The following is a 26275-nucleotide window of genomic DNA, read 5'->3' on the forward strand; positions in this document are numbered from 1 at the left end:
CGGCTTAACCCCGCCTGGAAATTTCCAGATATTCCGTATCCGTCAGCGGTTCGACCCATGTCTCATAGGTGCTGACGGGCGAAAAACCCATCATTTGGTAGAGCTGAAGCGCACGGGGGTGGTCCAGCGTGTTGGTGGAGACGGTGATCTTTTTCGGGTTGTCCTGCCAGGCGGAATAAAGAGCCTGAAGCAAAAACCATTTGCCCACACCCGCACCGATCGCCTCTTCCATCAAGCCGAAATAGGACAGCTCGGTCACGTCGGTATCCAGCTTGTGCAGTTCGAAGAAACCCGCAGGCGCACCGTTCATGTAAAGGACGGTCACCGAATTGGCAGGGTCGCGCAATGTGGCGGAAAGCTCAGCGTCGCTCATGCGCATGCGTTTATGCCAGTGCCAGCGTTTGCCCACACGCCAATAGAGGTAGCGGTAGAAGTGCAAGGGAATATCCGTGGTGCGCATGATGGCTGTCTGGATATTGACCGGCACGGGCAAGCTGACCTTCGGAGCCGATGTCATTTCCAGCTGCGTGACATGCGCTTTGAGGGGTCCCTGCGGCTGTTCCTTTATCGGTTCGGCAGGACCTGTGACGATGGCGGTGTCTTCCTTGCTGCCCCACTCGGCCCATGAACCGTCATAGAGCGAATTGTCAGCATGCCCAAGCGATTCCAGCGCCAGCGTAATGACCGCAGCCGTCACGCCAGATCCACAGCTGGTCACGATGGGTTGCGACAGGTCGATACCCGCCTCCGATATCATCTTGCGGATGGTCGGCAGATCCTTGAAATGGCCGTTCTCGGAAAAAGCAGTTGCAGGCAGGTTGCGTGCGCCGGGCATATGGCCAGAGCGCATTCCCGCACGCGGCTCAGCCTCTTCGCCGGTGAAACGGCCTGCACCGCGGGCATCGGCAATCTGCTCCTCGCCGCTGTCCACGATGGACCGCATCGCTGCAAACGACGTGACGCGTTTCGGCTTGAAGTGCACATCGAATGTTGAGGGCTCGACCTCTGTCACGCCTGTATCCAAGGACTTGCCCGCCGCCTTCCAGCCATCCAGGCCTCCGTCTAGGACATAAACCTTGTCGGCGCCCATTACCCGCAGCATCCACCACACGCGCGGTGCAGAGAAGAAACCCGGACCATCATAGACGACGATCGTGTCGCTTTCGCCGATGCCAAGTTCGCCGACCCGTTCAGCGAAGAACTGGGGCGAGGGCAGAGAATGCGGCAGACCGGTGTCGTGATCTGCGATCGCGTCCTGATCGAAAAACACCGCCCCGGGAATGTGACCGGCGACGTATTCTTCTTTGCCGTTGCGCTTGTGGGCCGGCAGATACCAGGAGGCATCGACCAAGCGAAAATGCGGGGTACCAAGCTGCTGCTCGACCCAGTCCGCTGAAACGACGAAACGACTTTTGTCCGCGCTCACTCTATTTCTCCCAGACATCAGGTGGATGCGCCGGGATTGCCGAAACGAATTCGGAAGCGGCGGTTTTCCTTGCCCTTTTTTTCAATTTTAGCGATGTGGATATCGCCGACATCCTGCGTGTTGTTAACATGAGTGCCCCCGCAGGGCTGGCTGTCAACCGCAGAGTTTTCGCCAATGCAGACAAGGCTGACGCGCCCCAGCCCAAGGGGCGGACGGACATTCTTGGATTTCACGAGATCAGGATTGGCGGCCAGTTCTTCATCGGTGATCCAGGTGAGAAAAATCGGGTGGTTTTCGTTCACCAACGCCATCAGCTTTTTCGTCACCTCGTCCTTGTCGAAGGTCTCCGACATATCAAAATCGACGCGCGATTCGTCTTCGCCGACGGCAGCTCCCGTAATCGGCCAGGGGCAGACCACTGAGAGAAGATGGCAGGCGGTGTGCATGCGCATCAGCTTGTAGCGACGTGGCCAATCGATATGGAGCGTCAGCTTTTCACCGACCTCGGGAGAAGCTTGTCCCTCGGTGGGGACATGGATGATGATACTCTTGTCGGTGCCGTGTTTAGCGACGGCAATCTCGATCTTCGAGCCGTCGCCTCTTTCCAGAAAGCCCGTGTCGCCCGGCTGGCCGCCCGATGTGGCATAAAAGCAGGTTTGATCCAACTCTATGCCGCCATCTTCATGAACTGCTGTTACCACCCCTTCGCATGAGGAAAGATAGAAGTCGTCACGAAACAGGGCATTCACAGGCATATGGGCATTGACCTCAAACAGTTTCGTACGGCACCGAAATCTGTGTTTTCTCCGTCAGCCAGGCGGGGAGGGGAAGACCCTTTGACCGCAGGAACTCCGGGTTGAAAAGCTTCGACTGGTAGCGGTTGCCATAGTCGCAAAGAATGGTGACGATTGTATGCCCCGGACCGAGGTCGCGGGCAAGCCGAATTGCGCCAGCGATGTTGATTCCACTGGAGCCACCGAGGCAAAGCCCTTCGTTGGCCACGAGATCGAACACGATCGGAAGCGCCTCGGCATCCGAAATCCTGTACGAATAATCCGGCTGGAAGCCTTCAAGATTGGCGGTAATGCGGCCTTGGCCGATACCTTCGCTGATGGACGAACCCTCGGATTTCAGCACCCCGTTCTGGTAGAATTCATAGAGTGCGGCACCTTCGGGGTCGGCCAGACCGATCTTGATGTCGGGATTGAAATCACGAAGGCCATCGGCCACGCCAGCCAGAGTTCCGCCAGAACCAACCGCACAAATGAAGCCATCGACCTTGCCATCCGTCTGGTCCCAGATTTCCGGTGCCGTGGTTTCGATATGCGCTTGGCGATTAGCGATATTGTCGAACTGGTTTGCCCAGATCGCGCCGTTCGGATCCGTTGCAGCCAATTGTTTTGCCAGCCTGCCGGAGACCTTCACGTAATTGTTGGGGTTGGAGTAGGGTGCGGCCGGTACTTCCACAAGCTGTGCGCCGAGAAGCTTCAGCGCGTCCTTCTTTTCCTGGCTTTGCGTTTCGGGAATGACAATCACCGCCTTGTAACCCAGCGCGTTGGCAACCAGGGCCAGACCGATGCCGGTATTGCCCGCGGTGCCCTCGACAATGGTTCCGCCGGGACGCAACTGACCCCGCCGTTCCGCATCACGGATAATGTAAAGCGCAGCGCGATCCTTGACCGACTGACCGGGGTTCATGAACTCGGCCTTGCCAAGAATTTCGCATCCTGTTTCATCCGATACCGCGTTCAGTCGAATGAGCGGCGTGTTGCCGATGGCAGTCAGCACGGAATTATGAATGGTCATGATCGAGCCTTTTCATCCAGTCAGCGAATATGATGTCGTTATCTCCTCGCCTATGCGCCTTATGACAAGAAAATATCTTCTGATGAATGGGGGCAAGGCGCAAAATCTTGCCGGATTCCCGTTTACTCACCCTTTTTAATATCGGAATAGGCGGCCAGCGCCCTCTGGCGGGCTTCGCTATGATCGACCAGTGGTTTGGGATAGGTTTTGCCGAGGTCAACACCCGCTTTTTGCAGCATGTCCTTGGGTGCATCGAACGGTTTGTGAATGAATTTTTTGTCCAGTTTCTCCAGTTCCGGCACAAAGGTTTTGACATAGTCTCCGTCGGGATCGAATTTTTCCCCCTGCAGGATGGGGTTGAAAATACGAAAGAAGGGTGAGGCGTCCGCACCTGAACCCGCGACCCATTGCCAATTGGCGGCATTGGATGCCGGGTCGGCATCCACTAGAGTATCACGAAACCACTTTTCGCCTTTCCGCCAATCGATCAACAGGTGTTTGATGAGAAAGGACGCCGTGATCATCCGCACGCGATTGTGCATCACGCCGTGCCGCCAGAGTTGTCGCATTCCGGCATCCACGATCGGATAACCGGTCATGCCCTTTGTCCAGGCCTTGAATTTGGCAGTGTCCGTCCTCCACTCGAAAGCGTCGAAATTTGAGTTCCAGTTTTTCTCGTCCAGCTCTGGAAAGTGGAACAGCAGGTGGTAGCAGAACTCCCGCCAGACAATCTCCTTGCGAAAACGACTGAGATCGTTTGAAGCGATGTTCGAAGAAAGGTCGCGTGTCGCGTCCCATACCTGGGCCGGTGATATTTCTCCCATCGCCAAATGCGGCGAAAGCATGGATGTCGCGGTCTTCGCCGGAATATCACGGCCTTCCTCGTATCCTTTCAGCGCATCGTCGATAAAGTACTGTAAATTTTCTTGGGCACCTGATTCTCCGGGCGTCCAGATATCGGAAAACTCCACTGCCCAATTCGGTTTGGAGGGTAGCAAATTCCAACTTTTGAGCACGTCGGATTTTGGCCAACGGGGTGGGGAGGCTAATTTCGAAGGGGCAGAAAGCGGGTCTGCTGGCTCCTCTCCTCCCTCGATCGCGCGCCAGAACGGGGTGTAGACCCGATAGGGACCGCCGGTCTTCGTCTTGAGTTTGGAGGGTTCGTGCAGCAGGTGACCCGCAAAGCTTTCGACGATCAGACCACCCTCTCGCAGGTCGGACTTAAGATCAGTATCGGCTTTCATCCCGTCCGGATCATATCGCCTGTTCCAGAAAACCGCGTCCGCGCCAGTGTCTTTGACGAGACGCTCAAGCACAGCGTCAGGGCTTCCTGAGGCCAGGACAAGCCTGCTGCCCAGCCGATCGAGGGCGGTGGAAAGAGCATCCAGCGAATGATAAAGCCACCACGCCTGAGCGCTTCCAAGAGCGCCAGACGAATCACCGTCATTTTCACGGATATAAACGGGGATGATAGGGCCACCATGGTCGATTGCGGCGGCGAGGGCACGGTTGTCCGAAAGACGCAAGTCCTTGCGAAACCACAGGATAACAGCTTTTTTCGTTTCGGTCATGGGGCACTCTGTTCACGTCGGACTCAATGTTTGTTGAGAAGCATTGTTCCGTCAAAGGCCTTATAGTAAAGCCCTAAAATGACATCGCTTTCAGAGCACAACTTTTGTCTCTTGAAACCGATTCCGGAGGAACCATATCCCCGGCTCAACGTTAGTGGCGGGTTAATTGCTTATGGAAGTCCAATCAATGATGCTCAACGACGTGAAATGGGAGGCCCCGGTGGTTATCTCTCTGGAAAACGGTGCGCCAAGAACGTTCAATGGTGTTTATGAAGCCTTTGACTTTTTGCAACATGAGTGGCCCAGCCGTCACGGAAAAGTCTACGAGCAGGCGCTTCGCCTCTGCCGCGCGTCTTTGCTGGGCAGCGTGGCGGGAGAAATCGCACGCACGGCCTTCGTAGAGGCCAGTCGAGACGCGCACTGCCTTGTCGAAGCTCGTCGGCTCGCATCCTGATCTGTTTTATTGCGAAGATTATTCGTCCACCCGAAGCAATGCTCTGGGTGGATTTTTCGTTTTTGGTAAAACGTGCTCTTTTAAGTTGAGGTGACATCGAAAATTCTAAATCATTAACAAATTTCCGAAAAATCGTTCTAATTTTCGTCAATTTCTCGTCAAATTCTCGCTAAATTACAGGCATAGATCGACACTTGCTGGCACCGCGCACACTCTTGCTGCAGCGGCTACCGGCAGGAGACTGCGAATGTGCGCATGGATATCCCAGGGGTGAGACATCCTTTGCGCATTTCTAAAGGGCCGAGAATTTGAAATTTACTGCGTTCGTTCTGGCTGCTGCATTCTGCACAGCTTTCACTACATCTTCACCTGCTGGCATGCTGAATCAAGCCGAGCGATATTCCGGACTTCATGAAGGTAAGAATACCAAAGCACTGAAAGCGCTCATGGGCGTCAATCCCCGAGAGACGCCTTGGTGCGGGCATTTCTTGAGTGCTGTTGCAACCAAGTCGGGGCGTAAGCCGCCCAAATCATCCGGTTTTGCCAAGTCCTGGACGTCGTTTGGCTACGCAGTGCCCACCAATAATGCAAAACCCGGCGACGTGGTCGTTGTCAGAACCGGCAAGCGTTATCATGCCGGTATCTTGAAGAGCCTTGGAGGCGGCACCGCCCAGATATTGGGCGGTAACCAGTCCGGCCGGGTGCAAGTTTCCAACTTTAGCCGGAAATCTATTGTTTCCGTCCGCCGTTAGAGACTGACGGGTGCCTACGGCTGCTCCCGCGTCCCGGGAGCGGCGTCGCGCTGATCGTCGTCCTCCAGGTCAGTCGACACAATGAACGCATCTTCGTGCTGTCGCGCGGCCTGCCGCATCGCCCGCAGGTTTGTCGATTCGTCCGGAGCAAGTTCGTCTGGCTTTCCGTGAAGCTCACGATCGGTTTCGAAGTCTGCGACGTCATCGTCGTCAATATCGAGCGGCTTTGTGCGTTTCTCATCCATCATGGATCTCCTTGGTTGTGGTGTTAACGATGCCCGGACCCGTGAGGTTCCGTTAACGTTTGTCCATCGTTTCAGGAACAAAATATCAGGCATCAATGTTTCCTCGCCATCATAGGTAAGGGAGAAGCACCATGACGACTGACCGTGAATCCGAAATCCGCAAAAAGGCATATGAAAACTGGGAACGCGATGGCCGCCGCGAAGGCGAGCACGAACGGCACTGGGCTGAGGCCGAGCAGGAACTGCATTCGCAGGGGCAGTCACCCGCAGCGGAGTCTCTGCAACAGGAGCGTGAAGCCCACAACAAAGTCGACGACGACAAGGATCTGGAAGAGGGTCTGGAAGACAGTTTCCCCGCAAGTGACCCGGTCTCTTCGACATCGACAACTGTGTCCGGCGGTGCAGCCAAGAAGAAGCATTAGGTCTGAAAAAAATCAAAAAGGCGTTGTCCGAAAGGACGGCGCTTTTTTTCTCATGATGGGCTGGATGACGGCGCCGTATCTTTGGAGACCTCACAAACAGTGAGGCCCGGCCACATCCACTGAGAGAGGCTCGAAATCTGAAGTTGCCGAAACGGTGTGAGACTTGAGTCGTTTTACGGGCTCATATGCAGCAAAAGTACACATGCTTGACGCCGTGTCTTAAATCATTTCATTCACTTAAGAAGAAATGGCTCCCCGGGCCGGATTCGAACCGGCGACCTGTCGATTAACAGTCGAATGCTCTACCGCTGAGCTACCAGGGAACGTGCGCTGCTTGGCGCGGTGTGAGCGGGGTAATACAAATGCTTTCACGATTTGCCAAGCGGTTTTTTCAAAAAAAGTGCATTCCTCTTGTTTTATCCACCGAAGTCCCCATTTTCCGGGCCATGCCGGTCGCAGAAAACTTTTTGAGTGCCGCCCCTGTGCAAAAGGATTCACGATGACGTTTGGTCTTCACCCGAAAACGGGTCGCCTTCATCTCGGAAAATGGAGCGTGGCGATGCCACGTTCCCGGGTTGGACGCATCCTGATCGGTTCCGCACTGGTCATCGGCGGCATTCTGGGGTTTTTACCGATCCTTGGGTTCTGGATGGTACCACTAGGACTGCTGGTGCTGTCGCAGGATTTACCTTTCGTACGTCGCAAGCGTCGCCGGCTCTCTGTCTGGTGGGCAAGAAGGCAGCGCGATAAAGCAGCGCGCCGCGGTGGCATCACGCGCCCGTAAGCGAGTTGCTGATGCCCTGTCCGGCCCAGAATGCACCATAGGCGAGGGCAATGAAGTAAATCGTCGTCAGAACCAGGAAGATATAGCCGCCCAGAACGGTGGCGCCATCACGCTGGATCATGCCGGCCGAAAACAGAAGAATCGCGATACCGGGCAGGGTGTTGGAAAACGGCACGAAACCCAAGGGCATCATCAGGAGAATACCGGCCGCCATGATCGCAAGGCCGTTGACGCGGCTGATAATGGTACCCGCCGTCAACGCAGGCAGGCGAGGGCGCATATAGCGATCAAGTTTCGAAACAATGTTTACGCCTTTTTCCAGCGCAGGTACCAGACGGGCCGTCTCCATCTGCTTGTCGAGAATACGCTTCGGCAGCCAAGGCAGCCTGTTCAGAGTGATCGCAAGGCTGATCATGACGATAGCCGCACCAAAGATCGTGCTGACGCCCGGAATGGAAACGGGAATCAAAAAGGGTAAGCAGGCGATGGCACACATCAGCAGCAATCCCTGCTCGCCAATGGCTTCCATCAGTTCACGCAAAGTCGTCGTTTTGCCGCTGAGCTGACCGATCAGCTTTTGCAGGACCGTGCTGAGACTTTCCGATGTATCCGTAAAGGTAAAATTCTGCGTCATGCGTCATCCCGGATTTGTTTTGGTGCCGGAATTGATAACACCCATGACACGGCGTGCCTATGGCAAGCCGCTTTTTTCAAAAGCACAAAGTCGCAGCTTCACGGCTCCTTATCGGTGGGATACCCACGCGTTGTAGGCCCCGGCCAGCAAAACCAGCAGCAACGTTGCCAAAACGAAGGGGTTCAGCGCTGCAATCAAGTGAAGATAATACAAGGTGTTTCCTCCTCTGTTCGTCCCACGCTAAGTTTACTTCGAAATTCGACATTTTACCAAAGAAAAGTATATCTTTGGTTGCATTGCAACATTGATTTCTCTCATCAGACGGATGAGCTTGGCTTTTCTATCTGCTGCATTGCGTGATATGCCGCCCCATTGCGCCTCAATGTTGCGCCGCAACAGTATTTATAGACCCGACATATGGTCAATCGGCTTCGGAGAGGCTTGTGATGCTCAACAGGATTTACGACTGGACCATGGCGCTCGCCGCCAGAAAGACGGCTGTCTGGTGGCTGGCAATCATCGCCTTCGTGGAGAGTTCGATTTTTCTCGTGCCCGCAGATGTCCTGTTCATACCCATGGTTCTTGCCAAGCCGAAACGGGCTATGTTTTACGCGCTTGTGGCGACCGTGGCATCTGTGCTGGGTGGTATTGCTGGCTGGCATCTTGGCCATTATGCGTTCGAGAGCCTGGCCAAGCCCGTCCTGGAGTTCTACGGCAAGCTGGAAAGCTTCGAGCAGTTGAAGGCTTCGGTGGACTACAAGACCATCCTGTTGCTCCTGATGACCTCAGGCTTTGCCCACCTGCCTCCCATAAAGGTGGTCACGATTCTCTCGGGTGCCGCCAATATAAGCCTCGGCGTGTTTATTGTGTCCGCCATCGTCACCCGCGCCGCCCGTTTTTTCCTTCTCGCAGGCTTGCTGCAACGGTACGGTGAGCCGATTCGTCATTTTATCGAGAAACGGTTGGGCATGATCACCGCCATCGCCGCCGGCGCTCTGATCGCCGTTTACGGGATTTACCGTCTCGCGCATTAGGGACCGCGAAAATTTGGCTGACGCGAATTGTCGCGTTCAGCATGATGTCAGTGTTGCCGGTCATTTCCTGTCTCAACAGACAGGGAAGACAGATGATCAGATATTTTTGGTTTCGTGGAATTCTGCCGCTTATCTCCGCTGCAGCAGCAATCATCATCTACATCGGATTTCTCCAGCTCTCCGGGAATTTTCACGAGGTTATCGCCGGTCAGCTTTATCGCTCCAGTCAACCAAGCGAAACGCAGCTTGCCGACTATGTGAAATCGAAGGGGATCAGGACGATCATCAATTTGCGCGGTGAGAACGAGAATTCCGAGTGGTACAGGGAAGAGACGGCAACAGCCGCGATGCTGGGTGTTGAGCACATCGATTTTGGCATGTCGGCACGAAAACAACTCGGTGCCGAGCGCGTGGCTCAGCTGGTGCAGATCATGCGCGATGCGCCAAAGCCCATCCTCATTCACTGTAAGTCAGGTTCCGACAGAACGGGTCTCGCATCCGCCATCTATGTGTATCGCGTCGCAGGCATGGATGAAGACACGGCAGAGCAACAGCTCTCGATACGGTTCGGACATGTTTCCATCCCGTACCTGTCCTCGGCTTACGCGATGGACAGAAGCTGGAACGAGATCGAGCACGGAAAATACACCACCATGAACGCGCCTGCGGCTCCGCCCAAGGTGATCTGAACCGTCATGAACTGATGATGATATCGAAAATACGATAAAATGGGAGACCCGCCGCTGTCCCACCCAGCATATGGCGGGCCTCAACCTTTACCCCTCCGTAAGGGCAATATTAGAGAAACATGCTTTTTCCGGGATGGCAATGTGGTAGCCACATATTTGCGTATTATTTCGCCAGTAGACTGAAAAAGGAGCGTTTCATCGTTAATCGGCTCGACGTTCGCGACCAAATCAGCCGCTTGTCGGCGTTGTTTTTCCCCTATCCGCGATTTTCCACTTGCGCATGAACTACCATCTATATAAACGCCTTTCCTGTGTCGGGGCGTCGCGCGGCCCGGTCGCGCACTTGACTGGGTGTCAAGGTGCCTTGGGTTGGTTAACCGACACAGAACGACCTGTCACATCAGGCTAACATGTGTTGACGGAATGTAGCGCAGCCCGGTAGCGCACTTGACTGGGGGTCAAGGGGTCGTGGGTTCGAATCCCGCCATTCCGAGGTTTTTGACAGTGGTATCGACTGCTCAGTCGATCCATGGTTTTTTAGAGCGGCGTCCAGCCTCAGCTGGTGCCGCTCTTTTTATTTCCAATAGGCAATTTCAGAATTTTGAAAATGGTCATGCTGAGGCGTGTTCAGTTTCGGCGAGCGACGTGACATTCATCAGCTCTTAGAATTGTTCCCCTTTCCGATACGCTCGCAACGCCATGTCAAACGCTCGCGAGGGTATACCGCCAAGGGCTATCCAGACACCATTCCGGTGTGGACAACTGTAGCGACTGACGCAAAATCGAGGAGCACGTCCCAGGCCATATCCGCCGCGAGGATGCCGCAGCTATAGGAGAGCGTGGCCTAACCCGCGATCTGGGTCACGCCAAGACCGAAAACGGCGCCGACGGGTATGCGTTCGGATGTCATATAGATTTCAACGCGACACGTTTTTCGAGTTCCTCGGCCTTTTCTTTCCTCTCGCTGTAGCGGTCGGTCAGATAGGCCGACGCGTCCCTCGTGAGAATGGTGCACTTGACGAGTTCCTCGCAGACATCGACGACTCGGTCGTAGAAGGATGACGGCTTCATGCGGCCGTCCGCGTCGAATTCCTGAAACGCTTTCGACACGGACGACTGGTTCGGGATCGTTATCATCCGCATCCAGCGTCCCAGAATGCGCATCTGGTTGACCGCGTTGAAAGACTGGCTTCCACCCGACACTTCCATGACCGCAAGCGTCTTGCCCTGCGTCGGGCGAACGGACCCAATGGACAGCGGTATCCAGTCGATCTGGGCCTTCATGATTCCGGTCATCGCGCCGTGACGCTCCGGGCTGACCCAGACCTGACCCTCGGACCACTCCGACAGTTGACGAAGTTCCTGCACCTTGGGGTGGCTGACCGGAGCCTCGTCAGGCAACGGCAAGCCGCTGGGATCGAACACACGGACCTCGCATCCGAGATGTTCGAGGAGGCGGCGGGCCTCGTGTGCCAGAAGCCTGCTATATGAGACTTCCCGAAGGGAGCCGTAGAGGATCAGGATACGCGGCTTGTGGGTCGAAAACGGTGGGCGCAGCGCGTCGCGATCCGGTGCCGTCAAAGGGTCGGTCATAGCTGGCAGATCAGACAACGCGCTTGCCCTCCTCGTTGAGGACCTGTTCTCCGTCCTCCTTCGTGAACGGACCGTTGAACGTCTCCGGCAGGATGTCGAGGACGGCCTCGGAGGGTCGTGCGAGCCGGGTGCCGAGCGGTGTGACGACAAACGGACGGTTGATGAGGATCGGTGCGTCGAGCATCGCGTCGAGAAGCTGGTCGTCGGTCAGTGCGGGATCGCCGAGACCGAGATCGGCGTATGGCGTTCCCTTTTCACGGATGGCCTGTCTGACCGTCAGCCCGGCATCCGAGATCATTTTCGCGAGCTCCGCACGCGACGGCGGCGTCTTCAGATATTCGATGATGTCTGGCTCGATTCCCGCGTGCCGGATCAGGGCCAGCGTGTTGCGCGAAGTTCCGCATTCGGGATTATGATAGATGGTGACATCCATGGTCAGGTCCTTTCGGAGACGGTGTTTCGGGAGACGGCCGGCGCGGCCTCGTACCAGTCCTTTGATCGGTTCACGATCCAAACGACCGAGAGCATGACGGGGACTTCGATGAGAACACCGACCACGGTGGCGAGTGCTGCACCCGACTGGAAACCGAACAGCGAGATGGCGGCGGCGACGGCAAGCTCGAAGAAATTCGAGGCGCCGATCAGCGCCGACGGTCCGGCGACACAGTGGCGTTCCCCGGCCATCCTGTTGAGGATGTAGGCGAGCCCCGAATTGAAATAGACCTGGATCAGGATCGGCACAGCCAACAGCGCGATGATTGTCGGCTGTGCGATGATCTGCTCCCCCTGGAAGCCGAACAGCAGGACCAGCGTCGCCAGAAGCGCCACAAGCGAAAGCGGCTGGAGTTTCGAGAGAACCTCCCCAAGCGCGCGCTCGGTGCCGTCAGACGTGAGGTGGACCCGGATCACCTGCGCGATTATGACCGGGACGACGATGTAAAGCGCGACCGATATCGCCAGCGTGTCCCATGGCACCGTGATCGCGGACAACCCGAGGAGCAGTGCGACGACAGGTGCGAACGCGATGATCATGATCGCGTCGTTCAGCGCGACCTGCGACAGCGTGAACAGCGGTTCGCCTTTCGTCAGGTTGCTCCAGACGAACACCATCGCCGTGCAGGGCGCCGCAGCAAGGATGATCAGGCCCGCGATGTAGGAATCGATCTGGTCGGCTGGTAGATAGGGACGGAACATCCATCCGACAAACAGCCATCCAAGGAGAGCCATGGAGAACGGCTTGATGGCCCAATTGATGAACAGGGTCACCCCGATCCCGCGCCAATAGCTGCCGACCTTAGAAAGCGAACGGAAGTCGATCTTCAAGAGCATCGGGATGATCATCAGCCAGATGAGGATCGCTACGGGAATATTGACCTTGGCGATCTCGGCAGAGCCGATTGTCTGGAAGACACCCGGCATCAAATGGCCGAGGGCAATGCCGACGATGATGCAGAGGAAGACCCAGATTGTGAGGTAGCGCTCAAACAAGGACATCAGGCACTTTCCTCCTGTGCTGAGGTCGAGCCTTCCATGCGACCGATCTGACGGAGCTTCTGTTCCAACGCCATCCTGTCGATAGAGGTCAGCGGAAGACTAAGGAATGCGGCGATGCGGTTCTTGAGGAACCTTGCGGCCTGGGCGAAGGCGCGCTGTACCTCGACATCGGAACCCTCGATGGCGGCCGGATCTTCGACACCCCAGTGCGCGGTCATCGGATGTCCGATCCAAACGGGACATGCCTCGCCCGCGGCGCTGTCGCAGACGGTGAAGATGAAATCCATCTCGGGAGCGCCGGGTTCAGAAAACACGTCCCAGTTCTTCGACGAGAAGCCCTTGGACGGATAGCCGAGGGCTTCCAGTTCACGCAGCGCATGCGGGTTGACCTCACCCTTGGGATGGCTCCCGGCGGAGAACGCCTTAAAACGGCCTTTGCCTTCATGATTGAGGATGGACTCGCCGAGAATAGAGCGAGCGGAATTGCCCGTGCAGAGGAAGAGCACGTTGTAGGTCTTGTCGGTCATTGTCGTGTCCCGTTGTTAGGTCGGTGGCCTCGTAAGTTTCATGACGGTCGCGGAGGCCAGGCAGATGCCCGAGAGCTGGCGGGCGGGGAGGACAAGTTCGGGCGCGTCGGATTGATCGACGATTGCGAACCCGAGGTCTTCGAAAGAATCAGAGGCTGTCGTTGTCGCAACATAGAGGTCCACAGCCTTCTCGACCTGTTCAAGGTGCATTGCCGTCATGACGGCCTCGGTGCGGGTGCGCAACAGGGGGAAAGTTCGGCGATCAACGGCGCGCAGAGCTCCGTCGACCCGCCGCAACAATCCTTCAGAAGGAACAGCGTCAGGTCACGGAATCCATCGAGGTCTGCCCGGTAGATAATCGAGCGGCTCTGGCGTTCGCTCTTGATGAGACCCGCCCTTGCCAGCGTGCCGAGGTGGGCCGACATGGTGTTTTGCGGAACGTCGAGTATTTTTGCAAGCTCCCCTGCAGCTACTCCGTTGGGCTCGTGGCGGACCAATGTTCTAAAAGTCTCGAGCCGTGTCGGCTGGGCAAGCGCGGACAAAGCGGTAATCGCAGCGTTGTTTTCCATATATCCAGAATAATGGATATGAAATCGATGTCAACGTGATTTTGCGGCAGCCGAACCGAGCCGCTTGTTCAAATGAGGGATGGCCATAGGATCACAAACGCGTGCGCAGCCACCTTTTACAGGTGGCGCGCCAGCCGTGCCAAAACGTAAACGCCGGAGAAACCGTTTTCACCATTTAACATACGAGGCAACAATCGGAACAGACTGACCAAGTGACGCAGCCTGATTATTGTGGCCAGGTAAAATAGTAATATGTGTTACCGACGGTGCCGAAATAGGCGCTTTCGCCGGATATGAGATCAATGTAGCTGCCGTTGTCGTCTTTCGCATAGGCCGTTCCATGCGCACGCTTGATGTGCTGCCTGAGGAAGGGGCTCCAGCCGATGGCGTCTATCCTGCCAGGAGCATTCTTTGTGCCGCTTGCGCCCCATGCTGTGATGACTACGCCCTCGATTGCGTCGAATATGCTGAGGGCGCTGGCATCTGCGGCCTTCAGCATGGCCTGTCCTTGAAAGGCGCTTGTCGGATCTTTCGACATCTCGATAAGCGTCGTTTTCAGGTTTTTCAAGAAAACGAGGTCGGTGATGCCCTCTACGTCGGCCTTCTCCGTCGTGATCGGTAAGGGCAGACCGGTGACGACGTGTTCGGCAGCGTCTGCTGCAAGTGCGGCGTGGGAGTGAATGGCTTTCAATGCAAGCTCGGTTGATGCGAGCTTGACGACATTGGCGAGTCCGGAGACCATAGTGTGTGGCGTCCCTCATTCTCAGCTCGTCGCATGCATCTGCGCCGGAACTGTCGCTTCCAGACGGAAAGCGAGCATTGATATGGTCCACTCTCATGAAAAGACCGGTGTGTGTGAGGTGAAATATACCTGACACAAACCGGTCTAGATTTCTCAACCTGCGCGAAGCTGGAGGCGCTTAATTCTCCTGTACGGAGACGCCGTTTGGCCCGATCTTCATTTCGACGCCCTTGGGCTTGCTTTCCTCGTTCCAGACGTATGCGCCAAGGCCGACCACGGCGATGAGAAGAGCGCCAATGATGAAGTAGAGACTGTTGGATCGTGTCATATGTTTCCCCTGTGCAGAAATGTGCGAGTGCTAAACGCATGAATTCGTGAGGGGTTCCGCAATTTAATAAGCGTTTTCTGATTTGAGCAAACGGATGGGTGTGAGAAACAGAATTTTGAGATCAAGCAACAGTGACCAGTTTTCAATGTAATAAAGATCATAGGCCGTGCGATTTTTAATCTTGTCTCCATGGTCGATCTCGCCGCGCCAGCCGTTTATTTGCGCCCATCCCGTCACGCCGGGTTTAACCTTATGACGTGCAAAATAATGCTCCACGACTTCGGTGTATTTCAGGTCTCCCGTCTGCGCGTGCACGGCATGGGGGCGCGGGCCGACGAGAGACAGATCACCTGCCAGAACGTTGAATAACTGCGGCAGCTCATCGATTGACGATTTTCGCAGGAATCGACCAACCGGTGTGACGCGAGGATCGTTCTTGGTCACGGCCTTCTTGGCCGTGGGGTCGCTCATTTCCGTGTACATAGAGCGAAACTTCCAGACATTGATTGTCTCATTATTGAACCCGTGTCGTTTCTGCTTGAACAAAACAGGGCCTTTGGAGGTCGATTTCACAGCGATCGCCGCACCCAGCATCACTGGCCAGAGTATCAGTATGGAAAACAGGCTGAAAAAAACGTCGAACACCCGCTTGGCGACTGAGTCCCAGTCGCGCAAAGGCTTGTCCATCACGTCCAGCATCGGCACATTTCCGATGTGGGAGTAAGAGCGGGGACGAAAGCGTAACTTGTTGGCTTGTGCGGCAATGCGGATATCGACGGGAAGCACCCACAATTGCCGAATGAGTTCCAGTATGCGTGCCTCCGCGCTCATGGGAATGGAGATGATCAGCATATCCAGCTTGGTCAAACGCGCAAATTCCACGAGTTCGGCAAAAGTGCCAAGTTTTGGATAGCCGGCAACGACCTCGGGAGACCGTGCGCTTTTCCGATCATCGAAAATACCACAGATGCGGATGTCATTGTCATGATCTTCAAGGGAGCGAATCAAATCCTTCGCCGCTTGTCCGCCGCCAACGATGACCGCGCGTCGTTCCATGACGCCGTTACGGCCCCAGTGGCGAATCGCCAAGCCAACAATGACCCGCTCGATGAGAATAAAGACCGCGCTGACAGTGAACCAAAGTGCCGATGTCTGCCACGAATAGACCGAGGCTGGAAGAAACGTCACCATCATGATGAATGTCAGTGCAAAGGCTGCCAGAAGCGAGCCTTGAACCCTTGGTATGGTCTGCACCGGGCGACGCAGCATGGGAAGCTGGTAGCAATCCGTGATCAGCAGAAAAATGGATGATAACGCGCCGGTACAGATACAGATCGCAACCAGCACAAGTTGAGAACTGAACTCCTGCGGGGCCTCCATCGCGTTGATGAAAATCCCGATGAGCACCAAAATGACGAATTCGAAAAGCCGCAGCTGTCCTATGACAATATTGGGAGAGTGACTTGTGGAGCGAAGCTGGTTGGCGACCTGAAGGGCAAGCGGGTTAAGGGTAGCCGGCTCACGGGCCGACGCATCTGGGGACTGCGACTTTTGCGAAAGCTGCTGGCGCAGTGCGTTCAGATCAATGGGATTATTTTCGCCTCCACCTTGGTCCATTGTATCTTTCCAAAGCCTCGAATGAAGGTCAGGTTACTAAAGGATTTACTAATAAACCCTTTAGGTCAACGTCACCGTGTCGCTTGCATCTTCTCTAACACGTGCACGACGGTTTGGCGTCGCTAAAACGCTGTCCTGGTGCATGTGTTCCTCAGTCCGGCCTTTCCGGACGAGCAAATAAGGGGGGCGGGATACGCAATACCTGTTTACCCGCAACTGTAAGTCGGTTGGAAACCTTTGGCTCGGTCCCATTTCAGACTATAAACTTTGTCGTGTTAGAGCTTCTTGAGGTGAGATGCAGCTGCCGGGCAGGGCCGTTGGTGCATTTTAGAAGAAGCGTTCGCGCACATATATCGTGTCGCCTGCTATGACGGGGCCAGAGATGATGATTCGGCCTGTCAGAACCTCGGCGTTGATTTTACGGGTAACGTCCACATCTCGCTGATTGGCGCGGGGTGTGAAGCCACCGGCGATGGCGATAGCATTTTGGGCCGTCATGCCGGGGACATAGGAATATTGGCCGGGTCTGCCGACTTCACCCATGACGAAAACCGGGCGATAGCGATCGATCTCGATCGTGACATCAGGATTCTTGAGAAAACCCTGGCGCAATTTTTGTGCAATGGCCGCTTCAAGCTGGGCGACGGTCTTGCCCCGCGCCGGTACTTGGCCGACGAGCGGAAAAGCGACGTAGCCTGCCTGATCGATGATGTAGGTATTCGTCAGTCCGGCCTGATCGAACACATTGACGCGCAGACGGTCGCCACTATCGAGGTGATAGGGTTGAAGCGCTGCCTCGTTAAAGGCGCGCGGTGCCGGCTTGTACGCAGAACAACCTGCAAGCGTTGTCGCCAAGGCAACGACCAATGCGGATATCAAACGTGGGGCAGCGAACGTCATCCGCAATCTTGCTCCAAATGCATTTCTTCATGCCGTTATCCCCTCCTTATGGTTAATGCCCCGTAAACAGGTGCCGATTCATTTTTCAATCATTAGTAATCACAGTGGTGCAGGAGAAGTTTAACGCTTGCGTTACCCGCACCTCGTAAAGTCGCGGCGACCAACGGAATGTGCCGGGGCGCCAACACTTTAGGAAATGACTTGGAAGACAATATGTCTCATGCAGATGACACAGACGCCACGCCACGGGAGCGCTTCAGCCTTCCGGTCAGCGACGTCGCGGATTTCCTCTCCATGCGTGGCGCAAAACCTGCCTTTGCATTCCTGTCTCCCAGTGGTGACGATGGCTCCACGGCCACGGTCATGCTGGCGCGCTCCATGGCTGAGCTTGGCCGTTCCATCGTGCTTGTGGATATGACGGTGTCGGGCTGTCCAACGCGGCTGATGTCACCGCAGGCGGGCCTTCCGGGTCTCGGCGATCTGCTGTTCGGCGATACGGCCTTTGGTGAGACGATCCATCACGACCGGCTGTCCAATGCCCATATCGTGCCACAAGGCATCGCCCAGCCCGTTCAGGCCGTGAAGATCATCGAGCGGCTGACCATGGTGCTGCATGCGCTGGCGGACACCTACGACACTCTTTTGCTGGAGTTCGGCGCATCCGATATCCAGGGTGTGACAACGCTGTTGAAATATGTGGATGCCGATATTGTTGTCTCATCGCCGGACGAAGCCCAGGCCGAACCCGCATTGGCGGAGCTTCTGGCTGCGGGTTACCCCGACGTGATGGTGATGACCGATAACGCGCCCACCAGAAGCGCATCATAGAGCTATTTTTGTTGTGTCGGCCCCGCCATCCATTTGATGATGAACATCGCTGGCAGGATCCAAAGCAGGCCTGAAACCAGGAAATAGGCCAGGTGCACCCACCATGGCTGATCGGATAGCGCTGCCGTGGCAAACGATGTCGCGACCACGGCATAAAGAACCACCAGACAGATGATGACGATGGTTCCGATGAATGATTTCAGGCGCGTGGGCATGGGGTTTTCCGTCTTGCAGATCCGTTGCCGCACTATACAGCCGCGACCCGATGCCGCAAAGCTTTAAGGCTTGATAGGGCGGCATAAGGGCTTGTTTTGCACGTTTCGTTGTTGCAAACCAAGGCATAAGACTTGTGGAGTGTCAGGAATGCAAACGAACACGATGGGTAAGGCTGAAACCTCTGTCGAGCAGAACCGTCCGGCGGCGCTGACAACGCAGGAAAAGAACCGCCGCCTGTTGCGCATCTGGCTGCGGGTTGTTCTGTTTACCCTGTTCTGCCTTGTGCTCGTCGGTGGGGCGACACGCCTGACGGAATCAGGTCTTTCGATCACCGAATGGAAGCCGATCCACGGTGCCGTTCCGCCGTTGTCCGCTGCCGAATGGGAAGAGGAATTCCAGCTTTACAAGCGCATTCCGCAATATCAGGAAATCAACAAAGGCATGTCGCTCAGCGAGTTCAAGACCATCTTCTGGTGGGAATGGGCGCATCGCCTGCTTGCGCGTGCGATCGGCCTGATCTTTGCGTTGCCGCTCGCCTATTTCTGGCTGACAGGTCGAATCGAAAAGCGCTTGAAGCTGCCTTTGATCGGCCTGCTCGCGCTGGGTGGTTTTCAAGGTTTCGTCGGCTGGTGGATGGTCTCCTCAGGCCTCGTGAACCGCACCGATGTTTCGCAGTACCGGCTGGCCACGCATCTGACGATCGCCTGTCTGATTTTCGCAGGATGCATGTGGATCTTGCGCGGACTGTCGCTCCACTCTCCACAGGCGGCGAGCGAGCAACGGGGCAGGGGTTTTGCCACGCTGCTGGCGGTGCTCTGTCTGTTCCAGATCTATCTCGGAGCGCTGGTGGCTGGCTTGAACGCCGGTCTGTCCTACAACACATGGCCGTTGATGGATGGTTCGCTCGTTCCCGGCGATCTTTTCCTTCAGCAGCCATGGTGGATCAACCTGTTCGAAAATCCAAAGACCGTGCAGTTCGTCCATCGTCTGGGCGCCTACGTGCTTCTTGCCGCAACGCTCTGGCACATGATCGACATGGCGCGAACACTCCCGAACACCCCCCAGGCGCGTCGCTCCATCCTGTTTTTCGCTCTTGTCTGCATGCAGGCGACACTTGGCATCACCACACTTCTGATGCACGTGAATATCCACGTCGCCCTGGCGCATCAGGGCATGGCGCTTCTGGTTCTCGCCTTTGCCATCGCCCACTGGCGCGGTTTCATTGGGGAATACCCGTTGCCGGGTGCGGTCGACGTCAGACGCTAGAGCAGCGATCTGGCGACGTCGATGAAGGCAAGGCGTTCGCGGGCGTTCTTGCTATCATCGAGCGCCACGTCGTCCTCCAGCGACCAGCAGATCGATAAGCCCGCATGGGCAATGGCATAGCGCAGCACCTTGTCTTCCGTGCAACCGAGAGCTCCGGCAAAGATCCTGGCCAGTGATCGGATACGATAGGGATCGATGATATCGGGCAGGGCGCCGATAGGGTTTCCGAAAATATTGGCAACATCATAGGCCGGGTCGCCAACAAGTCCCTGCGGGTCAATCGCCAGCCAGCCACGTGATTCGCCGGATATGATGTTGTCGTGATGCAAATCCCCGTGCAGGGCCTTGATGTCGCTTTGGTCGGCCAACAGCGTGCTGGCCAAATGCGCGCTGAAGCGCAGGGCATCCTTGATGCGCATATCCGATTCGATATCTGCACGCGCAAAGAGGGCCTTGAAATGCCGATCGAGCGACGTCAGTCCTTTGGGTATCCTGTTGCCGGGTGCATGCAGCTTTGCCAGCACATCGAGGATGATGGTGTTGGAGGCCGTTTCGTCATGCGCAAGGCGATGGGTGCGCAGCGTCGTATCGCCAGCGTCTTCGATCAGGCATACGGTTTCGGCTTGCGCCAGAAGGCGCACGGCCCCGTTGCCGCCCCGCCAGTGCAGATAGGCTATGCCAGGGCGTTCGCCCATACCACGAGGTTTCAGACTTTTCAGGATGGCCGCCGCGCCGCTTTCCAGTGTTACGCGATAAACAAGACTGCTGGGTGTATCGGCAATGAGAAAGGCGGAGGAGATGCTCCACCGCCTTGCAAGGTCGTCAGGAATTCGGCTGTTGTCCGAAGTGTCACTCATGCCGAAAGCATGAGTTCCATATTCTGGACGGCAGCGCCCGAAGCACCCTTGCCGAGATTGTCGAGAACGGCGACCAGATTGATGTGCTCGTCACTGCCGAACACAAACAGCTTCATCGTGTCCTGATTGACAAGTTCTTCCGCATCGATGCGCGACAGCGATTTGCTGTCGTCAAGCGGCACGACCTGAACGATGTTCTGTGCTGCGTAATGCGCAACAAGCGCGTCGTGAATGGATTTCAGCGTCGTTCCCTCGGCAAGGTCTCCAAGGAATAGCGGCACCTGCACGATCATGCCCTGCGCGAACCGGCCAACCGACGGGGAAAATAGGGGGGCACGGTTCAGAAGGCCATGATACTGCATTTCTGGCACGTGCTTGTGCTTCAGTGTCAGACCATAGAGAAAGTTATTGGCGCTGATGGCATCATCGCGGCTTGGGTCTTCCATCTGTGCAATCATCTGCTTGCCGCCACCGGTGTAACCGGAAACGGCATTGACGCTCACAGGGTAGCCATCCGGCAAAATGCCCGCATTCCGCAATGGCCTGATCAGACCGATGGCGCCCGTCGGGTAGCATCCGGGGTTTGCCACGAAGCGGGCAGACCTGACCTTTTCGGCCTGGGCCTTATCCATTTCAGCAAAGCCATAAGCCCAATCTGGGTGAATGCGGAAAGCGGTTGATGTGTCGATGATGCTGACATTGTTGTTGCCGGCCACCATCGAAACGGCCTCTTTCGAAGCGTCGTCGGGAAGGCACAGAATGGAAATGTCGGCACTGTTCAGCATGTCTTCGCGCATGGCTGCGTTGCGGCGCTCGGCCTCAGGAATGGACAGCAACTCGATATCGCGACGATCGGCAAGGCGTGTGCGGATCTGCAAGCCTGTCGTGCCGTGTTCGCCATCGATGAAGATTTTCGCTGCCATGTCCTTATCCTGTTCATTCAATAGGTTACGATCATGCGCGGAATCGGTTTGCCAAAGTCCTGAATCGATCTGTCAGCGTCTGGTCGCAAGCCATTCTCCACGCGTGCAAAGCATATACATCGCGACAACTGCTGCCGCAATGGCGGTCGTCCTTCACGTTACGTGCTGAACGTCGAAGTGTGGAGCGCCGCAATGCTGCATTAAGGGTTTGCTGATAGACTGTTCCTCTGTAATTTACCGGTATTGCTGAGACGCTTCCGGCGTGCCCATTCAACCCTGAAACTTAGGGACCGTCATGACGTATCGGCCTGAAATCGATGGTCTGCGCGCCATTGCCGTGCTGGGCGTGATCTTTGCGCATGCCAACTTCGCGATCTTCAGCGGCGGTTTCATGGGTGTCGATGTCTTCTTCGTCATCAGCGGATATCTGATAACGACCGTTATTCTCGATGCCCGTGCGAACGGAACGTTTTCACTGAGGGCCTTTTACGAGCGCCGCGCACGCAGGATAGTGCCCGCGCTTTTCTTCGTTCTCCTGTGCACACTTCCGCCTGCCTGGATGTGGCTTTTGCCGGACGCTTACGAAGCCTTTTCCAAAAGTCTGATGACGGCGACCTTGTCCGTTTCCAATGTCTACTTCCTCAGAAAGACCGACTATTTCGCACCCGACGCGGCCGAAGTGCCGCTGCTTCATACCTGGAGCCTGGGTGTCGAAGAGCAATTCTACCTGCTGTTTCCTTTGCTCTTTCTCTTGCCGTTGAAAACCAAAACCATTTTTCGGATTGTGGTCGTCGCGGCGATTGCGAGCCTTATCGCCAGCGAGATCGGAGCCCGGTTCTACCCGTCTGCCAATTATTATCTGTTGCCCACCCGCGCTTGGGAAATTCTGGTAGGCGCGCTTTGCGCCTTCTACGTGAACGGCCGACCCCGACCCGTCAACGGCGCATTAGCGTTCGCAGGCGTCGCGATGGTCCTGGCTGCTATATTCCTGTTCGATCCCGCCACGCTGGTTCCCTCGTTGATGGCACTGTTGCCGGTCGCAGGCGCTTGCGGGGTTCTGGTGTTCGCCTCTCGTGATACCTGGGCGGGTCGTATTCTGTCGCTTCCGCCTCTGGTCTGGATCGGACGTATCAGTTTCAGCACCTATCTCTGGCACCAGCCGGTTTTCGTGTTCTGGCGCATCAGAAGCACCGATGCCCCTTCGAACTGGGTCATGGGTGGTTTGATCCTGCTGACCGCCGCACTTGCAGCGTTCACGTGGCGTTTCGTCGAACAGCCCTTCCGAAGCAAAAGAATTGGTCTTCGTCGCTTCGTTGGCGTGGCTGCCGCGTGCGGGGTGGTCCTGATGAGCGTCGGCTTCTGGGGCGACGTTAAGGACGGCTTGCCGTTCCGCCTGTCGCCCGATGTGCAAAGTTTTGCCCAGAAAACGGTGTGGAGCGATACCTGCCTGTGGCAAGTCGAAGATGGGACCGCCCTCGTGCCCGATCCGAAATGCCTCTTCAATGCACAGGCGGGCAGGACCTACGCGCTATGGGGCGATTCCATTGCCGCCTCCATGGCGCCTTCGCTGGCGAACGCACTGAAAGGTCGAAATATAGGCCTCGTGCAGATCACCCATGGTTTTTGCGCGCCCATCATCGGCGTCTCCATGGCGCGGGAAGAGGGTGCCGTGCCGTGCGATGATGTCAACGCGCGAGCCCTGGCCTATCTAAACGAGACCAGGATCGACACCGTCATCCTCACGGCATCATGGGTCAGCTTTCTCAACACCAGCCACATGCGGATCGAAGGCAGGGAGCGCCTTGTCGATACGACGTCCCTGGGGGAGATGGCGAATAAATTGCGTGAGACGATCGAAGCCTTGCGGGCGAGCGGCAAGCGCGTGGTTGTCATCTATCCCAGCCCCCGTTTCGACAAGCCCGTCATCGACGTGATGGCAGCGCGGATCATCAAAGGCGACAAGGCGCCCGACTTTCCGTTTTCCGCTTCGAACTTCCAGGCCAATACGGCCCGTGCTCACGCGCTGCTGGATGCTGCCGTCCCTGATAATGTCGGCAAGGTCCTGCCCGAGACGATATTCTGCAACACGCAGGCACGAGACAGATGCCTCTACGGTCGTGCCGGTGTCGCTTATATCGCTGACAGAGGACACTACACGGCTGCGGGAGCTGCAATGGTGGTGGAAAGCGTTTTGCGCGAGTTGGATAGGGCGCAGACAACCACTAGCAACTGAGACAACACCCGCCAAACGAAAAAGGCGGAGCCAAAGCCCCGCCTTTCGATGTGTTGTATTCCGGTCGCGATTAACGCTTGGAGAACTGGAACGAACGGCGGGCCTTGGCCTTACCGTACTTCTTACGTTCAACAACACGGCTGTCGCGGGTCAGGAAGCCACCCTTCTTCAGAACCGAGCGCAAGCCGGGTTCGAAGTAGGTGAGGGCCTTGGAAACGCCGTGACGAACAGCACCGGCCTGGCCGGAAAGACCGCCACCAGCAACAGTTGCGATGATATCGAACTGGCCGGAACGGGCTGCTGCGATCAAAGGCTGCTGCAGGATCATCTGAAGGACGGGACGTGCGAAATACGTGGAGAAATCGCGACCGTTGATGATGATCTTGCCAGAGCCAGCCTTGACCCAAACGCGGGCGACAGCGTTCTTGCGCTTGCCGGTCGCGTAGGAGCGGCCGAGTGTGTCAACCTTGCGGACGTGCACGGGAGCAGAGGCTTCCGATGCAGGGGCGAGGTCTTTCAGTGAGGAAAGATCGGCCATTATCAGGCGCTCCTTACGTTCTTGCTGTTCAGCGCTGCAATGTCGAGAGCGACTGGCTGCTGAGCTTCGTGTGGATGGTTGGAACCGGCATAAACGCGAAGGTTCTTCATCTGGCGACGGCCAAGAGGACCACGAGGGATCATACGCTCGATAGCCTTTTCGAGAACGCGCTCCGGGAAGCGGCCTTCGATGATCTGGCGAACGGTACGTTCCTTGATGCCACCTGGGTAACCAGTGTGCCAGTAGTACTTCTTGTCGGAATACTTGTTGCCGGTGAAAACGCACTTTTCAGCGTTGATGATGATGACATTGTCGCCATCGTCGACGTGCGGTGTGTATGTTGCCTTGTGCTTACCGCGAAGACGGGTTGCAACAACAGTGGCGAGGCGACCAACAACGAGGCCTTCGGCGTCGATGATGATCCACTTCTTCTCCACCTCAGCGGGCTTCTGAACGAAAGTAGACATTCTTTTAACTTTCTCTAGGACCCGTCACGTTTCAAAGTGGAAATATGCGGGCGTTTCTTGTTGCTTGAGGCTGATCGCGAACGTTCAGCCGGAAAGACGGCGTTTCCGGGGAAAAACTATCTGGCGCGCTTATAAGCCGCCGGCAAAAGGCCGTCAACAACAGTCGAATTCAGGATCGTAAAAATTACCCAATGAAAACATTGGTTTAGTTGTGTGGTTTTATAGTACCACAATAAAGTTACTCTTAAATCAGCCGAGACGCATGATCAGCACGCCCAAAGCGATGATCGCACCGGCGATACAACGCCAGACGCTGGCCTTCTCCTTGAGAATGACAATGGAAATCACGACCGCAAAAAGAATGGATGTTTCCCGCAAAGCGGCAACGACGGCGACCGGCGCTTTCGTCATCGCCCAGAGCGCCAGCCCATAGGAAATGATCGAGCCTGCGCCGCCTGCCATTCCGCGCCACCAGTTGCGGCGAACATGGTGGGCCACTGGAGCCCATCCGCGCGAATACAGCGCCCAGCTCAACAGCAGAATTGGTGGCATCAGAGACATCCAGAGGGTGTATGAGATGGAGCTTGCCGAGAGCCGGGCGCCGACACCGTCAACAAAGGTGTAGCCGGCGATGACGACCGAATTGGCGAGCGCCAGCAGAATGGCGTGCCTTCCGCCGTGGCGTGCCTCGAAGGCCAATGTCAATATTCCCGAAGAGATGATGGCGATCCCGCCAAGCGCGGCGGGGCTTAGCGTTTCACCCAGAAACAGATTGCTGCTGGCTGCCACGATCAATGGCGCAACGCCGCGCATGATGGGGTAGACAAGACCGATGTCACCTGCCGTGTAGGCTGCCGCGACCAGACGGAAATAGGTGAATTGCAAGATCGCCGATACCAGCAGGAAGGGCAGGGCGGCCACACCGGGAAATGGCACGAACGGTAGAAAGGGTAGGGAGCACACCGCGGCACCCGCAGCAATCAGGGTTGCGTCCAGCCCCTTGTCCGTGCCGGATTTGACCAGCGCATTCCAGCTGGCGTGCAAGAGCGCGCCCAGCAAAACCAATAGGAGCACGTCAATCGACATGGGAGACTCGCTGATGACCCAACCTCGACAAGCTCTAGTATGACTGTGGATCCATTGCACTCACCAAAGGCGATCTTTCAGCGGCTCGACCCGATTATCACACGCATTTCAGTCATTCGATCAATGTCGAGCGGCTTCACAAAGCCCGCCTATCAAAAACCGCAGCGTGCAGGCGGGTTGGTTTCAAACGTTTATATGAGTCTTTTAAAGGTGTTTGAACCCGAAACCAGAAAAAACGCATCTTACTAATGTAACTATCAGTAGTTTCTAAAAT

General features: G+C 56.2%; 31 protein-coding genes and 2 tRNA genes. 10 read left to right on the forward strand and 23 right to left on the reverse strand.

Translation table 11 applies throughout. From position 1 onward, the window contains the following. Positions 1 to 4 precede the first annotated feature (4 nt). From sseA to EKM04_RS12080, 4 genes are all read right to left on the reverse strand, one after another. Positions 5 to 1426, reverse strand: coding sequence for a 3-mercaptopyruvate sulfurtransferase (gene sseA, locus EKM04_RS23050; protein ID WP_183897645.1), 1422 nt, complete (start codon positions 1424 to 1426; stop codon positions 5 to 7). 17 nt (positions 1427 to 1443) lie between these two features. Next, complete coding sequence (locus tag EKM04_RS12070; RefSeq protein WP_183897644.1) at positions 1444 to 2181, reverse strand: alanyl-tRNA editing protein; 738 nt, start codon at positions 2179 to 2181, stop codon at positions 1444 to 1446. 13 nt (positions 2182 to 2194) lie between these two features. Next, complete coding sequence (locus EKM04_RS12075) at positions 2195 to 3232, reverse strand: cysteine synthase A (RefSeq protein ID WP_183897643.1); 1038 nt, start codon at positions 3230 to 3232, stop codon at positions 2195 to 2197. A gap of 122 nt (positions 3233 to 3354) precedes the next feature. Next, positions 3355 to 4803, reverse strand: a complete 1449-nt coding sequence (locus tag EKM04_RS12080) for a cryptochrome/photolyase family protein (RefSeq protein ID WP_183897642.1) — start codon at positions 4801 to 4803, stop codon at positions 3355 to 3357. A gap of 187 nt (positions 4804 to 4990) precedes the next feature. Here EKM04_RS12080 and EKM04_RS12085 point away from each other — a divergent pair, with 187 nt between their 5' ends. Together EKM04_RS12085 and EKM04_RS12090 are read left to right on the forward strand one after the other, a co-directional pair. Beyond that, entirely contained in the window at positions 4991 to 5257 is a 267-nt protein-coding gene (locus EKM04_RS12085) for a DUF982 domain-containing protein (protein ID WP_183897641.1), read from the forward strand. Between the two features lie 377 nt (positions 5258 to 5634). Next, the gene (locus tag EKM04_RS12090) at positions 5635 to 6009 is read left to right on the forward strand and encodes a TIGR02594 family protein (RefSeq protein WP_183897680.1); all 375 of its coding nucleotides are present in this window, start codon (positions 5635 to 5637) and stop codon (positions 6007 to 6009) included. A gap of 14 nt (positions 6010 to 6023) precedes the next feature. On the opposite strand, the gene EKM04_RS12095 is transcribed toward EKM04_RS12090, so the two are convergent. Beyond that, the gene (locus EKM04_RS12095; RefSeq protein ID WP_412762997.1) at positions 6024 to 6254 is read right to left on the reverse strand and encodes a hypothetical protein; all 231 of its coding nucleotides are present in this window, start codon (positions 6252 to 6254) and stop codon (positions 6024 to 6026) included. Positions 6255 to 6385: 131 nt separating this feature from the next. On the opposite strand from EKM04_RS12095, the gene EKM04_RS12100 reads away from it, so the two are divergent. Next, on the forward strand, positions 6386 to 6676 hold the full coding sequence (locus EKM04_RS12100) for a DUF2934 domain-containing protein (RefSeq protein ID WP_183897639.1): 291 nt from the start codon (positions 6386 to 6388) through the stop codon (positions 6674 to 6676). Positions 6677 to 6924: 248 nt separating this feature from the next. Here the strand turns inward: EKM04_RS12100 and EKM04_RS12105 are convergent. Further along, positions 6925 to 6999, reverse strand: a tRNA-Asn gene (locus EKM04_RS12105). 176 nt (positions 7000 to 7175) lie between these two features. On the opposite strand from EKM04_RS12105, the gene EKM04_RS12110 reads away from it, so the two are divergent. Further along, positions 7176 to 7460, forward strand: a complete 285-nt coding sequence (locus tag EKM04_RS12110; protein ID WP_174152686.1) for a hypothetical protein — start codon at positions 7176 to 7178, stop codon at positions 7458 to 7460. Here the strand turns inward: EKM04_RS12110 and EKM04_RS12115 are convergent. Then, positions 7447 to 8094 carry an exopolysaccharide biosynthesis protein gene (locus EKM04_RS12115; protein ID WP_174152687.1) on the reverse strand — a complete coding sequence of 216 codons (648 nt, stop codon included), beginning with the start codon at positions 8092 to 8094 and terminating at the stop codon, positions 7447 to 7449. The two genes, EKM04_RS12110 and EKM04_RS12115, sit on opposite strands and share 14 nt — an antisense overlap. 446 nt (positions 8095 to 8540) lie before the next feature. Here EKM04_RS12115 and EKM04_RS12120 point away from each other — a divergent pair, with 446 nt between their 5' ends. The 3 genes from EKM04_RS12120 (at position 8541) to EKM04_RS12130 (ending at position 10310) form a co-directional block, all read left to right on the forward strand. Further along, positions 8541 to 9128 carry a YqaA family protein gene (locus EKM04_RS12120; RefSeq protein WP_183897638.1) on the forward strand — a complete coding sequence of 196 codons (588 nt, stop codon included), beginning with the start codon at positions 8541 to 8543 and terminating at the stop codon, positions 9126 to 9128. Positions 9129 to 9220: 92 nt separating this feature from the next. After that, positions 9221 to 9817, forward strand: a complete 597-nt coding sequence (locus tag EKM04_RS12125; protein WP_183897637.1) for a dual specificity protein phosphatase family protein — start codon at positions 9221 to 9223, stop codon at positions 9815 to 9817. Between the two features lie 419 nt (positions 9818 to 10236). Continuing rightward, positions 10237 to 10310: transfer RNA gene (locus EKM04_RS12130), tRNA-Pro, on the forward strand. A gap of 413 nt (positions 10311 to 10723) precedes the next feature. Here EKM04_RS12130 and arsH read toward each other — a convergent pair. From arsH to EKM04_RS12180, 10 genes are all read right to left on the reverse strand, one after another. Next, on the reverse strand, positions 10724 to 11410 hold the full coding sequence (gene arsH / locus EKM04_RS12135; protein ID WP_183897679.1) for an arsenical resistance protein ArsH: 687 nt from the start codon (positions 11408 to 11410) through the stop codon (positions 10724 to 10726). 10 nt (positions 11411 to 11420) lie between these two features. Beyond that, positions 11421 to 11843: an arsenate reductase (glutaredoxin) gene (arsC, locus tag EKM04_RS12140; protein WP_174152690.1), complete on the reverse strand. Its 423-nt coding sequence runs from the start codon at positions 11841 to 11843 to the stop codon at positions 11421 to 11423. A gap of 2 nt (positions 11844 to 11845) precedes the next feature. After that, a complete protein-coding gene (arsB, locus tag EKM04_RS12145; RefSeq protein WP_183897636.1) occupies positions 11846 to 12904 on the reverse strand; it encodes an ACR3 family arsenite efflux transporter in 1059 nt (352 codons plus the stop codon). Then, positions 12904 to 13431 carry an arsenate reductase ArsC gene (locus tag EKM04_RS12150; protein WP_183897635.1) on the reverse strand — a complete coding sequence of 176 codons (528 nt, stop codon included), beginning with the start codon at positions 13429 to 13431 and terminating at the stop codon, positions 12904 to 12906. The genes arsB and EKM04_RS12150 overlap by 1 nt, the downstream gene beginning before the upstream one ends. 15 nt (positions 13432 to 13446) lie before the next feature. After that, positions 13447 to 13650 carry a hypothetical protein gene (locus tag EKM04_RS12155; RefSeq protein WP_183897634.1) on the reverse strand — a complete coding sequence of 68 codons (204 nt, stop codon included), beginning with the start codon at positions 13648 to 13650 and terminating at the stop codon, positions 13447 to 13449. After that, positions 13647 to 14000, reverse strand: coding sequence for an ArsR/SmtB family transcription factor (locus tag EKM04_RS12160; RefSeq protein ID WP_183897633.1), 354 nt, complete (start codon positions 13998 to 14000; stop codon positions 13647 to 13649). The genes EKM04_RS12155 and EKM04_RS12160 overlap by 4 nt, the downstream gene beginning before the upstream one ends. A 226-nt stretch (positions 14001 to 14226) precedes the next feature. Next, complete coding sequence (locus tag EKM04_RS12165) at positions 14227 to 14742, reverse strand: hypothetical protein (protein WP_183897632.1); 516 nt, start codon at positions 14740 to 14742, stop codon at positions 14227 to 14229. A gap of 178 nt (positions 14743 to 14920) precedes the next feature. Continuing rightward, a complete protein-coding gene (locus tag EKM04_RS12170) occupies positions 14921 to 15070 on the reverse strand; it encodes a hypothetical protein (RefSeq protein WP_174152695.1) in 150 nt (49 codons plus the stop codon). A gap of 63 nt (positions 15071 to 15133) precedes the next feature. Beyond that, positions 15134 to 16687 carry an undecaprenyl-phosphate glucose phosphotransferase gene (locus EKM04_RS12175; RefSeq protein WP_183897631.1) on the reverse strand — a complete coding sequence of 518 codons (1554 nt, stop codon included), beginning with the start codon at positions 16685 to 16687 and terminating at the stop codon, positions 15134 to 15136. A 327-nt stretch (positions 16688 to 17014) separates the two neighbouring features. Continuing rightward, on the reverse strand, positions 17015 to 17587 hold the full coding sequence (locus tag EKM04_RS12180; RefSeq protein ID WP_174152697.1) for a polysaccharide biosynthesis/export family protein: 573 nt from the start codon (positions 17585 to 17587) through the stop codon (positions 17015 to 17017). Positions 17588 to 17800: 213 nt separating this feature from the next. Between EKM04_RS12180 and EKM04_RS12185 the strand changes: the two genes are divergently transcribed. Next, complete coding sequence (locus tag EKM04_RS12185) at positions 17801 to 18415, forward strand: tyrosine-protein kinase family protein (protein ID WP_174152698.1); 615 nt, start codon at positions 17801 to 17803, stop codon at positions 18413 to 18415. A 2-nt stretch (positions 18416 to 18417) separates the two neighbouring features. Here the strand turns inward: EKM04_RS12185 and EKM04_RS12190 are convergent, their stop codons facing one another. Further along, positions 18418 to 18630: a DUF2842 domain-containing protein gene (locus tag EKM04_RS12190; protein ID WP_183897630.1), complete on the reverse strand. Its 213-nt coding sequence runs from the start codon at positions 18628 to 18630 to the stop codon at positions 18418 to 18420. A gap of 163 nt (positions 18631 to 18793) precedes the next feature. On the opposite strand from EKM04_RS12190, the gene EKM04_RS12195 reads away from it, so the two are divergent. After that, positions 18794 to 19897 carry a COX15/CtaA family protein gene (locus tag EKM04_RS12195; RefSeq protein WP_183897678.1) on the forward strand — a complete coding sequence of 368 codons (1104 nt, stop codon included), beginning with the start codon at positions 18794 to 18796 and terminating at the stop codon, positions 19895 to 19897. Here the strand turns inward: EKM04_RS12195 and EKM04_RS12200 are convergent. Beyond that, a complete protein-coding gene (locus EKM04_RS12200; protein ID WP_183897629.1) occupies positions 19894 to 20754 on the reverse strand; it encodes an aminoglycoside phosphotransferase family protein in 861 nt (286 codons plus the stop codon). The genes EKM04_RS12195 and EKM04_RS12200 overlap by 4 nt on opposite strands. Next, positions 20751 to 21677 (reverse strand): N-acetyl-gamma-glutamyl-phosphate reductase, encoded by a 927-nt coding sequence (gene argC / locus EKM04_RS12205; protein WP_183897628.1) that lies wholly within the window; start codon positions 21675 to 21677, stop codon positions 20751 to 20753. The genes EKM04_RS12200 and argC overlap by 4 nt, the downstream gene beginning before the upstream one ends. Positions 21678 to 21972: 295 nt before the next feature. Here argC and EKM04_RS12210 point away from each other — a divergent pair, with 295 nt between their 5' ends. Beyond that, positions 21973 to 23910 (forward strand): acyltransferase family protein, encoded by a 1938-nt coding sequence (locus tag EKM04_RS12210; protein WP_183897627.1) that lies wholly within the window; start codon positions 21973 to 21975, stop codon positions 23908 to 23910. 70 nt (positions 23911 to 23980) lie between these two features. Here the strand turns inward: EKM04_RS12210 and rpsI are convergent, their stop codons facing one another. The 3 genes from rpsI to EKM04_RS12225 form a co-directional block, all read right to left on the reverse strand. Continuing rightward, on the reverse strand, positions 23981 to 24448 hold the full coding sequence (gene rpsI, locus EKM04_RS12215; protein ID WP_174152703.1) for a 30S ribosomal protein S9: 468 nt from the start codon (positions 24446 to 24448) through the stop codon (positions 23981 to 23983). A gap of 2 nt (positions 24449 to 24450) precedes the next feature. Then, the gene (gene rplM, locus EKM04_RS12220; RefSeq protein WP_174152704.1) at positions 24451 to 24915 is read right to left on the reverse strand and encodes a 50S ribosomal protein L13; all 465 of its coding nucleotides are present in this window, start codon (positions 24913 to 24915) and stop codon (positions 24451 to 24453) included. Positions 24916 to 25164: 249 nt separating this feature from the next. Further along, on the reverse strand, positions 25165 to 26001 hold the full coding sequence (locus tag EKM04_RS12225; protein WP_183897626.1) for a DMT family transporter: 837 nt from the start codon (positions 25999 to 26001) through the stop codon (positions 25165 to 25167). Between the last annotated feature and the right edge of the window lie 274 nt (positions 26002 to 26275).

Source organism: Rhizobium skierniewicense Ch11, assembly GCF_023757665.1.
Classification (GTDB): Bacteria; Pseudomonadota; Alphaproteobacteria; order Rhizobiales; family Rhizobiaceae; genus Agrobacterium; species Agrobacterium skierniewicense.

Coding starts and splice junctions, on each gene's coding strand:
- EKM04_RS12070 (WP_183897644.1), bottom strand. CDS start 2,181: ATGCCTGTGAATGCCCTGTTTCGTGACGACTTCTATCTTTCCTCATGC.
- EKM04_RS12075 (WP_183897643.1), bottom strand. CDS start 3,232: ATGACCATTCATAATTCCGTGCTGACTGCCATCGGCAACACGCCGCTC.
- EKM04_RS12080 (WP_183897642.1), bottom strand. CDS start 4,803: ATGACCGAAACGAAAAAAGCTGTTATCCTGTGGTTTCGCAAGGACTTG.
- EKM04_RS12085 (WP_183897641.1), top strand. CDS start 4,991: ATGATGCTCAACGACGTGAAATGGGAGGCCCCGGTGGTTATCTCTCTG.
- EKM04_RS12090 (WP_183897680.1), top strand. CDS start 5,635: ATGCTGAATCAAGCCGAGCGATATTCCGGACTTCATGAAGGTAAGAAT.
- EKM04_RS12095 (WP_412762997.1), bottom strand. CDS start 6,254: ATGGATGAGAAACGCACAAAGCCGCTCGATATTGACGACGATGACGTC.
- EKM04_RS12100 (WP_183897639.1), top strand. CDS start 6,386: ATGACGACTGACCGTGAATCCGAAATCCGCAAAAAGGCATATGAAAAC.
- EKM04_RS12110 (WP_174152686.1), top strand. CDS start 7,176: ATGACGTTTGGTCTTCACCCGAAAACGGGTCGCCTTCATCTCGGAAAA.
- EKM04_RS12115 (WP_174152687.1), bottom strand. CDS start 8,094: ATGACGCAGAATTTTACCTTTACGGATACATCGGAAAGTCTCAGCACG.
- EKM04_RS12120 (WP_183897638.1), top strand. CDS start 8,541: ATGCTCAACAGGATTTACGACTGGACCATGGCGCTCGCCGCCAGAAAG.
- EKM04_RS12125 (WP_183897637.1), top strand. CDS start 9,221: ATGATCAGATATTTTTGGTTTCGTGGAATTCTGCCGCTTATCTCCGCT.
- arsH (WP_183897679.1), bottom strand. CDS start 11,410: ATGACCGACCCTTTGACGGCACCGGATCGCGACGCGCTGCGCCCACCG.
- arsC (WP_174152690.1), bottom strand. CDS start 11,843: ATGGATGTCACCATCTATCATAATCCCGAATGCGGAACTTCGCGCAAC.
- arsB (WP_183897636.1), bottom strand. CDS start 12,904: ATGTCCTTGTTTGAGCGCTACCTCACAATCTGGGTCTTCCTCTGCATC.
- EKM04_RS12150 (WP_183897635.1), bottom strand. CDS start 13,431: ATGACCGACAAGACCTACAACGTGCTCTTCCTCTGCACGGGCAATTCC.
- EKM04_RS12155 (WP_183897634.1), bottom strand. CDS start 13,650: ATGACGGCAATGCACCTTGAACAGGTCGAGAAGGCTGTGGACCTCTAT.
- EKM04_RS12160 (WP_183897633.1), bottom strand. CDS start 14,000: ATGGAAAACAACGCTGCGATTACCGCTTTGTCCGCGCTTGCCCAGCCG.
- EKM04_RS12165 (WP_183897632.1), bottom strand. CDS start 14,742: ATGGTCTCCGGACTCGCCAATGTCGTCAAGCTCGCATCAACCGAGCTT.
- EKM04_RS12170 (WP_174152695.1), bottom strand. CDS start 15,070: ATGACACGATCCAACAGTCTCTACTTCATCATTGGCGCTCTTCTCATC.
- EKM04_RS12175 (WP_183897631.1), bottom strand. CDS start 16,687: ATGGACCAAGGTGGAGGCGAAAATAATCCCATTGATCTGAACGCACTG.
- EKM04_RS12180 (WP_174152697.1), bottom strand. CDS start 17,587: ATGACGTTCGCTGCCCCACGTTTGATATCCGCATTGGTCGTTGCCTTG.
- EKM04_RS12185 (WP_174152698.1), top strand. CDS start 17,801: ATGTCTCATGCAGATGACACAGACGCCACGCCACGGGAGCGCTTCAGC.
- EKM04_RS12190 (WP_183897630.1), bottom strand. CDS start 18,630: ATGCCCACGCGCCTGAAATCATTCATCGGAACCATCGTCATCATCTGT.
- EKM04_RS12195 (WP_183897678.1), top strand. CDS start 18,794: ATGGGTAAGGCTGAAACCTCTGTCGAGCAGAACCGTCCGGCGGCGCTG.
- EKM04_RS12200 (WP_183897629.1), bottom strand. CDS start 20,754: ATGAGTGACACTTCGGACAACAGCCGAATTCCTGACGACCTTGCAAGG.
- argC (WP_183897628.1), bottom strand. CDS start 21,677: ATGGCAGCGAAAATCTTCATCGATGGCGAACACGGCACGACAGGCTTG.
- EKM04_RS12210 (WP_183897627.1), top strand. CDS start 21,973: ATGACGTATCGGCCTGAAATCGATGGTCTGCGCGCCATTGCCGTGCTG.
- rpsI (WP_174152703.1), bottom strand. CDS start 24,448: ATGGCCGATCTTTCCTCACTGAAAGACCTCGCCCCTGCATCGGAAGCC.
- rplM (WP_174152704.1), bottom strand. CDS start 24,915: ATGTCTACTTTCGTTCAGAAGCCCGCTGAGGTGGAGAAGAAGTGGATC.
- EKM04_RS12225 (WP_183897626.1), bottom strand. CDS start 26,001: ATGTCGATTGACGTGCTCCTATTGGTTTTGCTGGGCGCGCTCTTGCAC.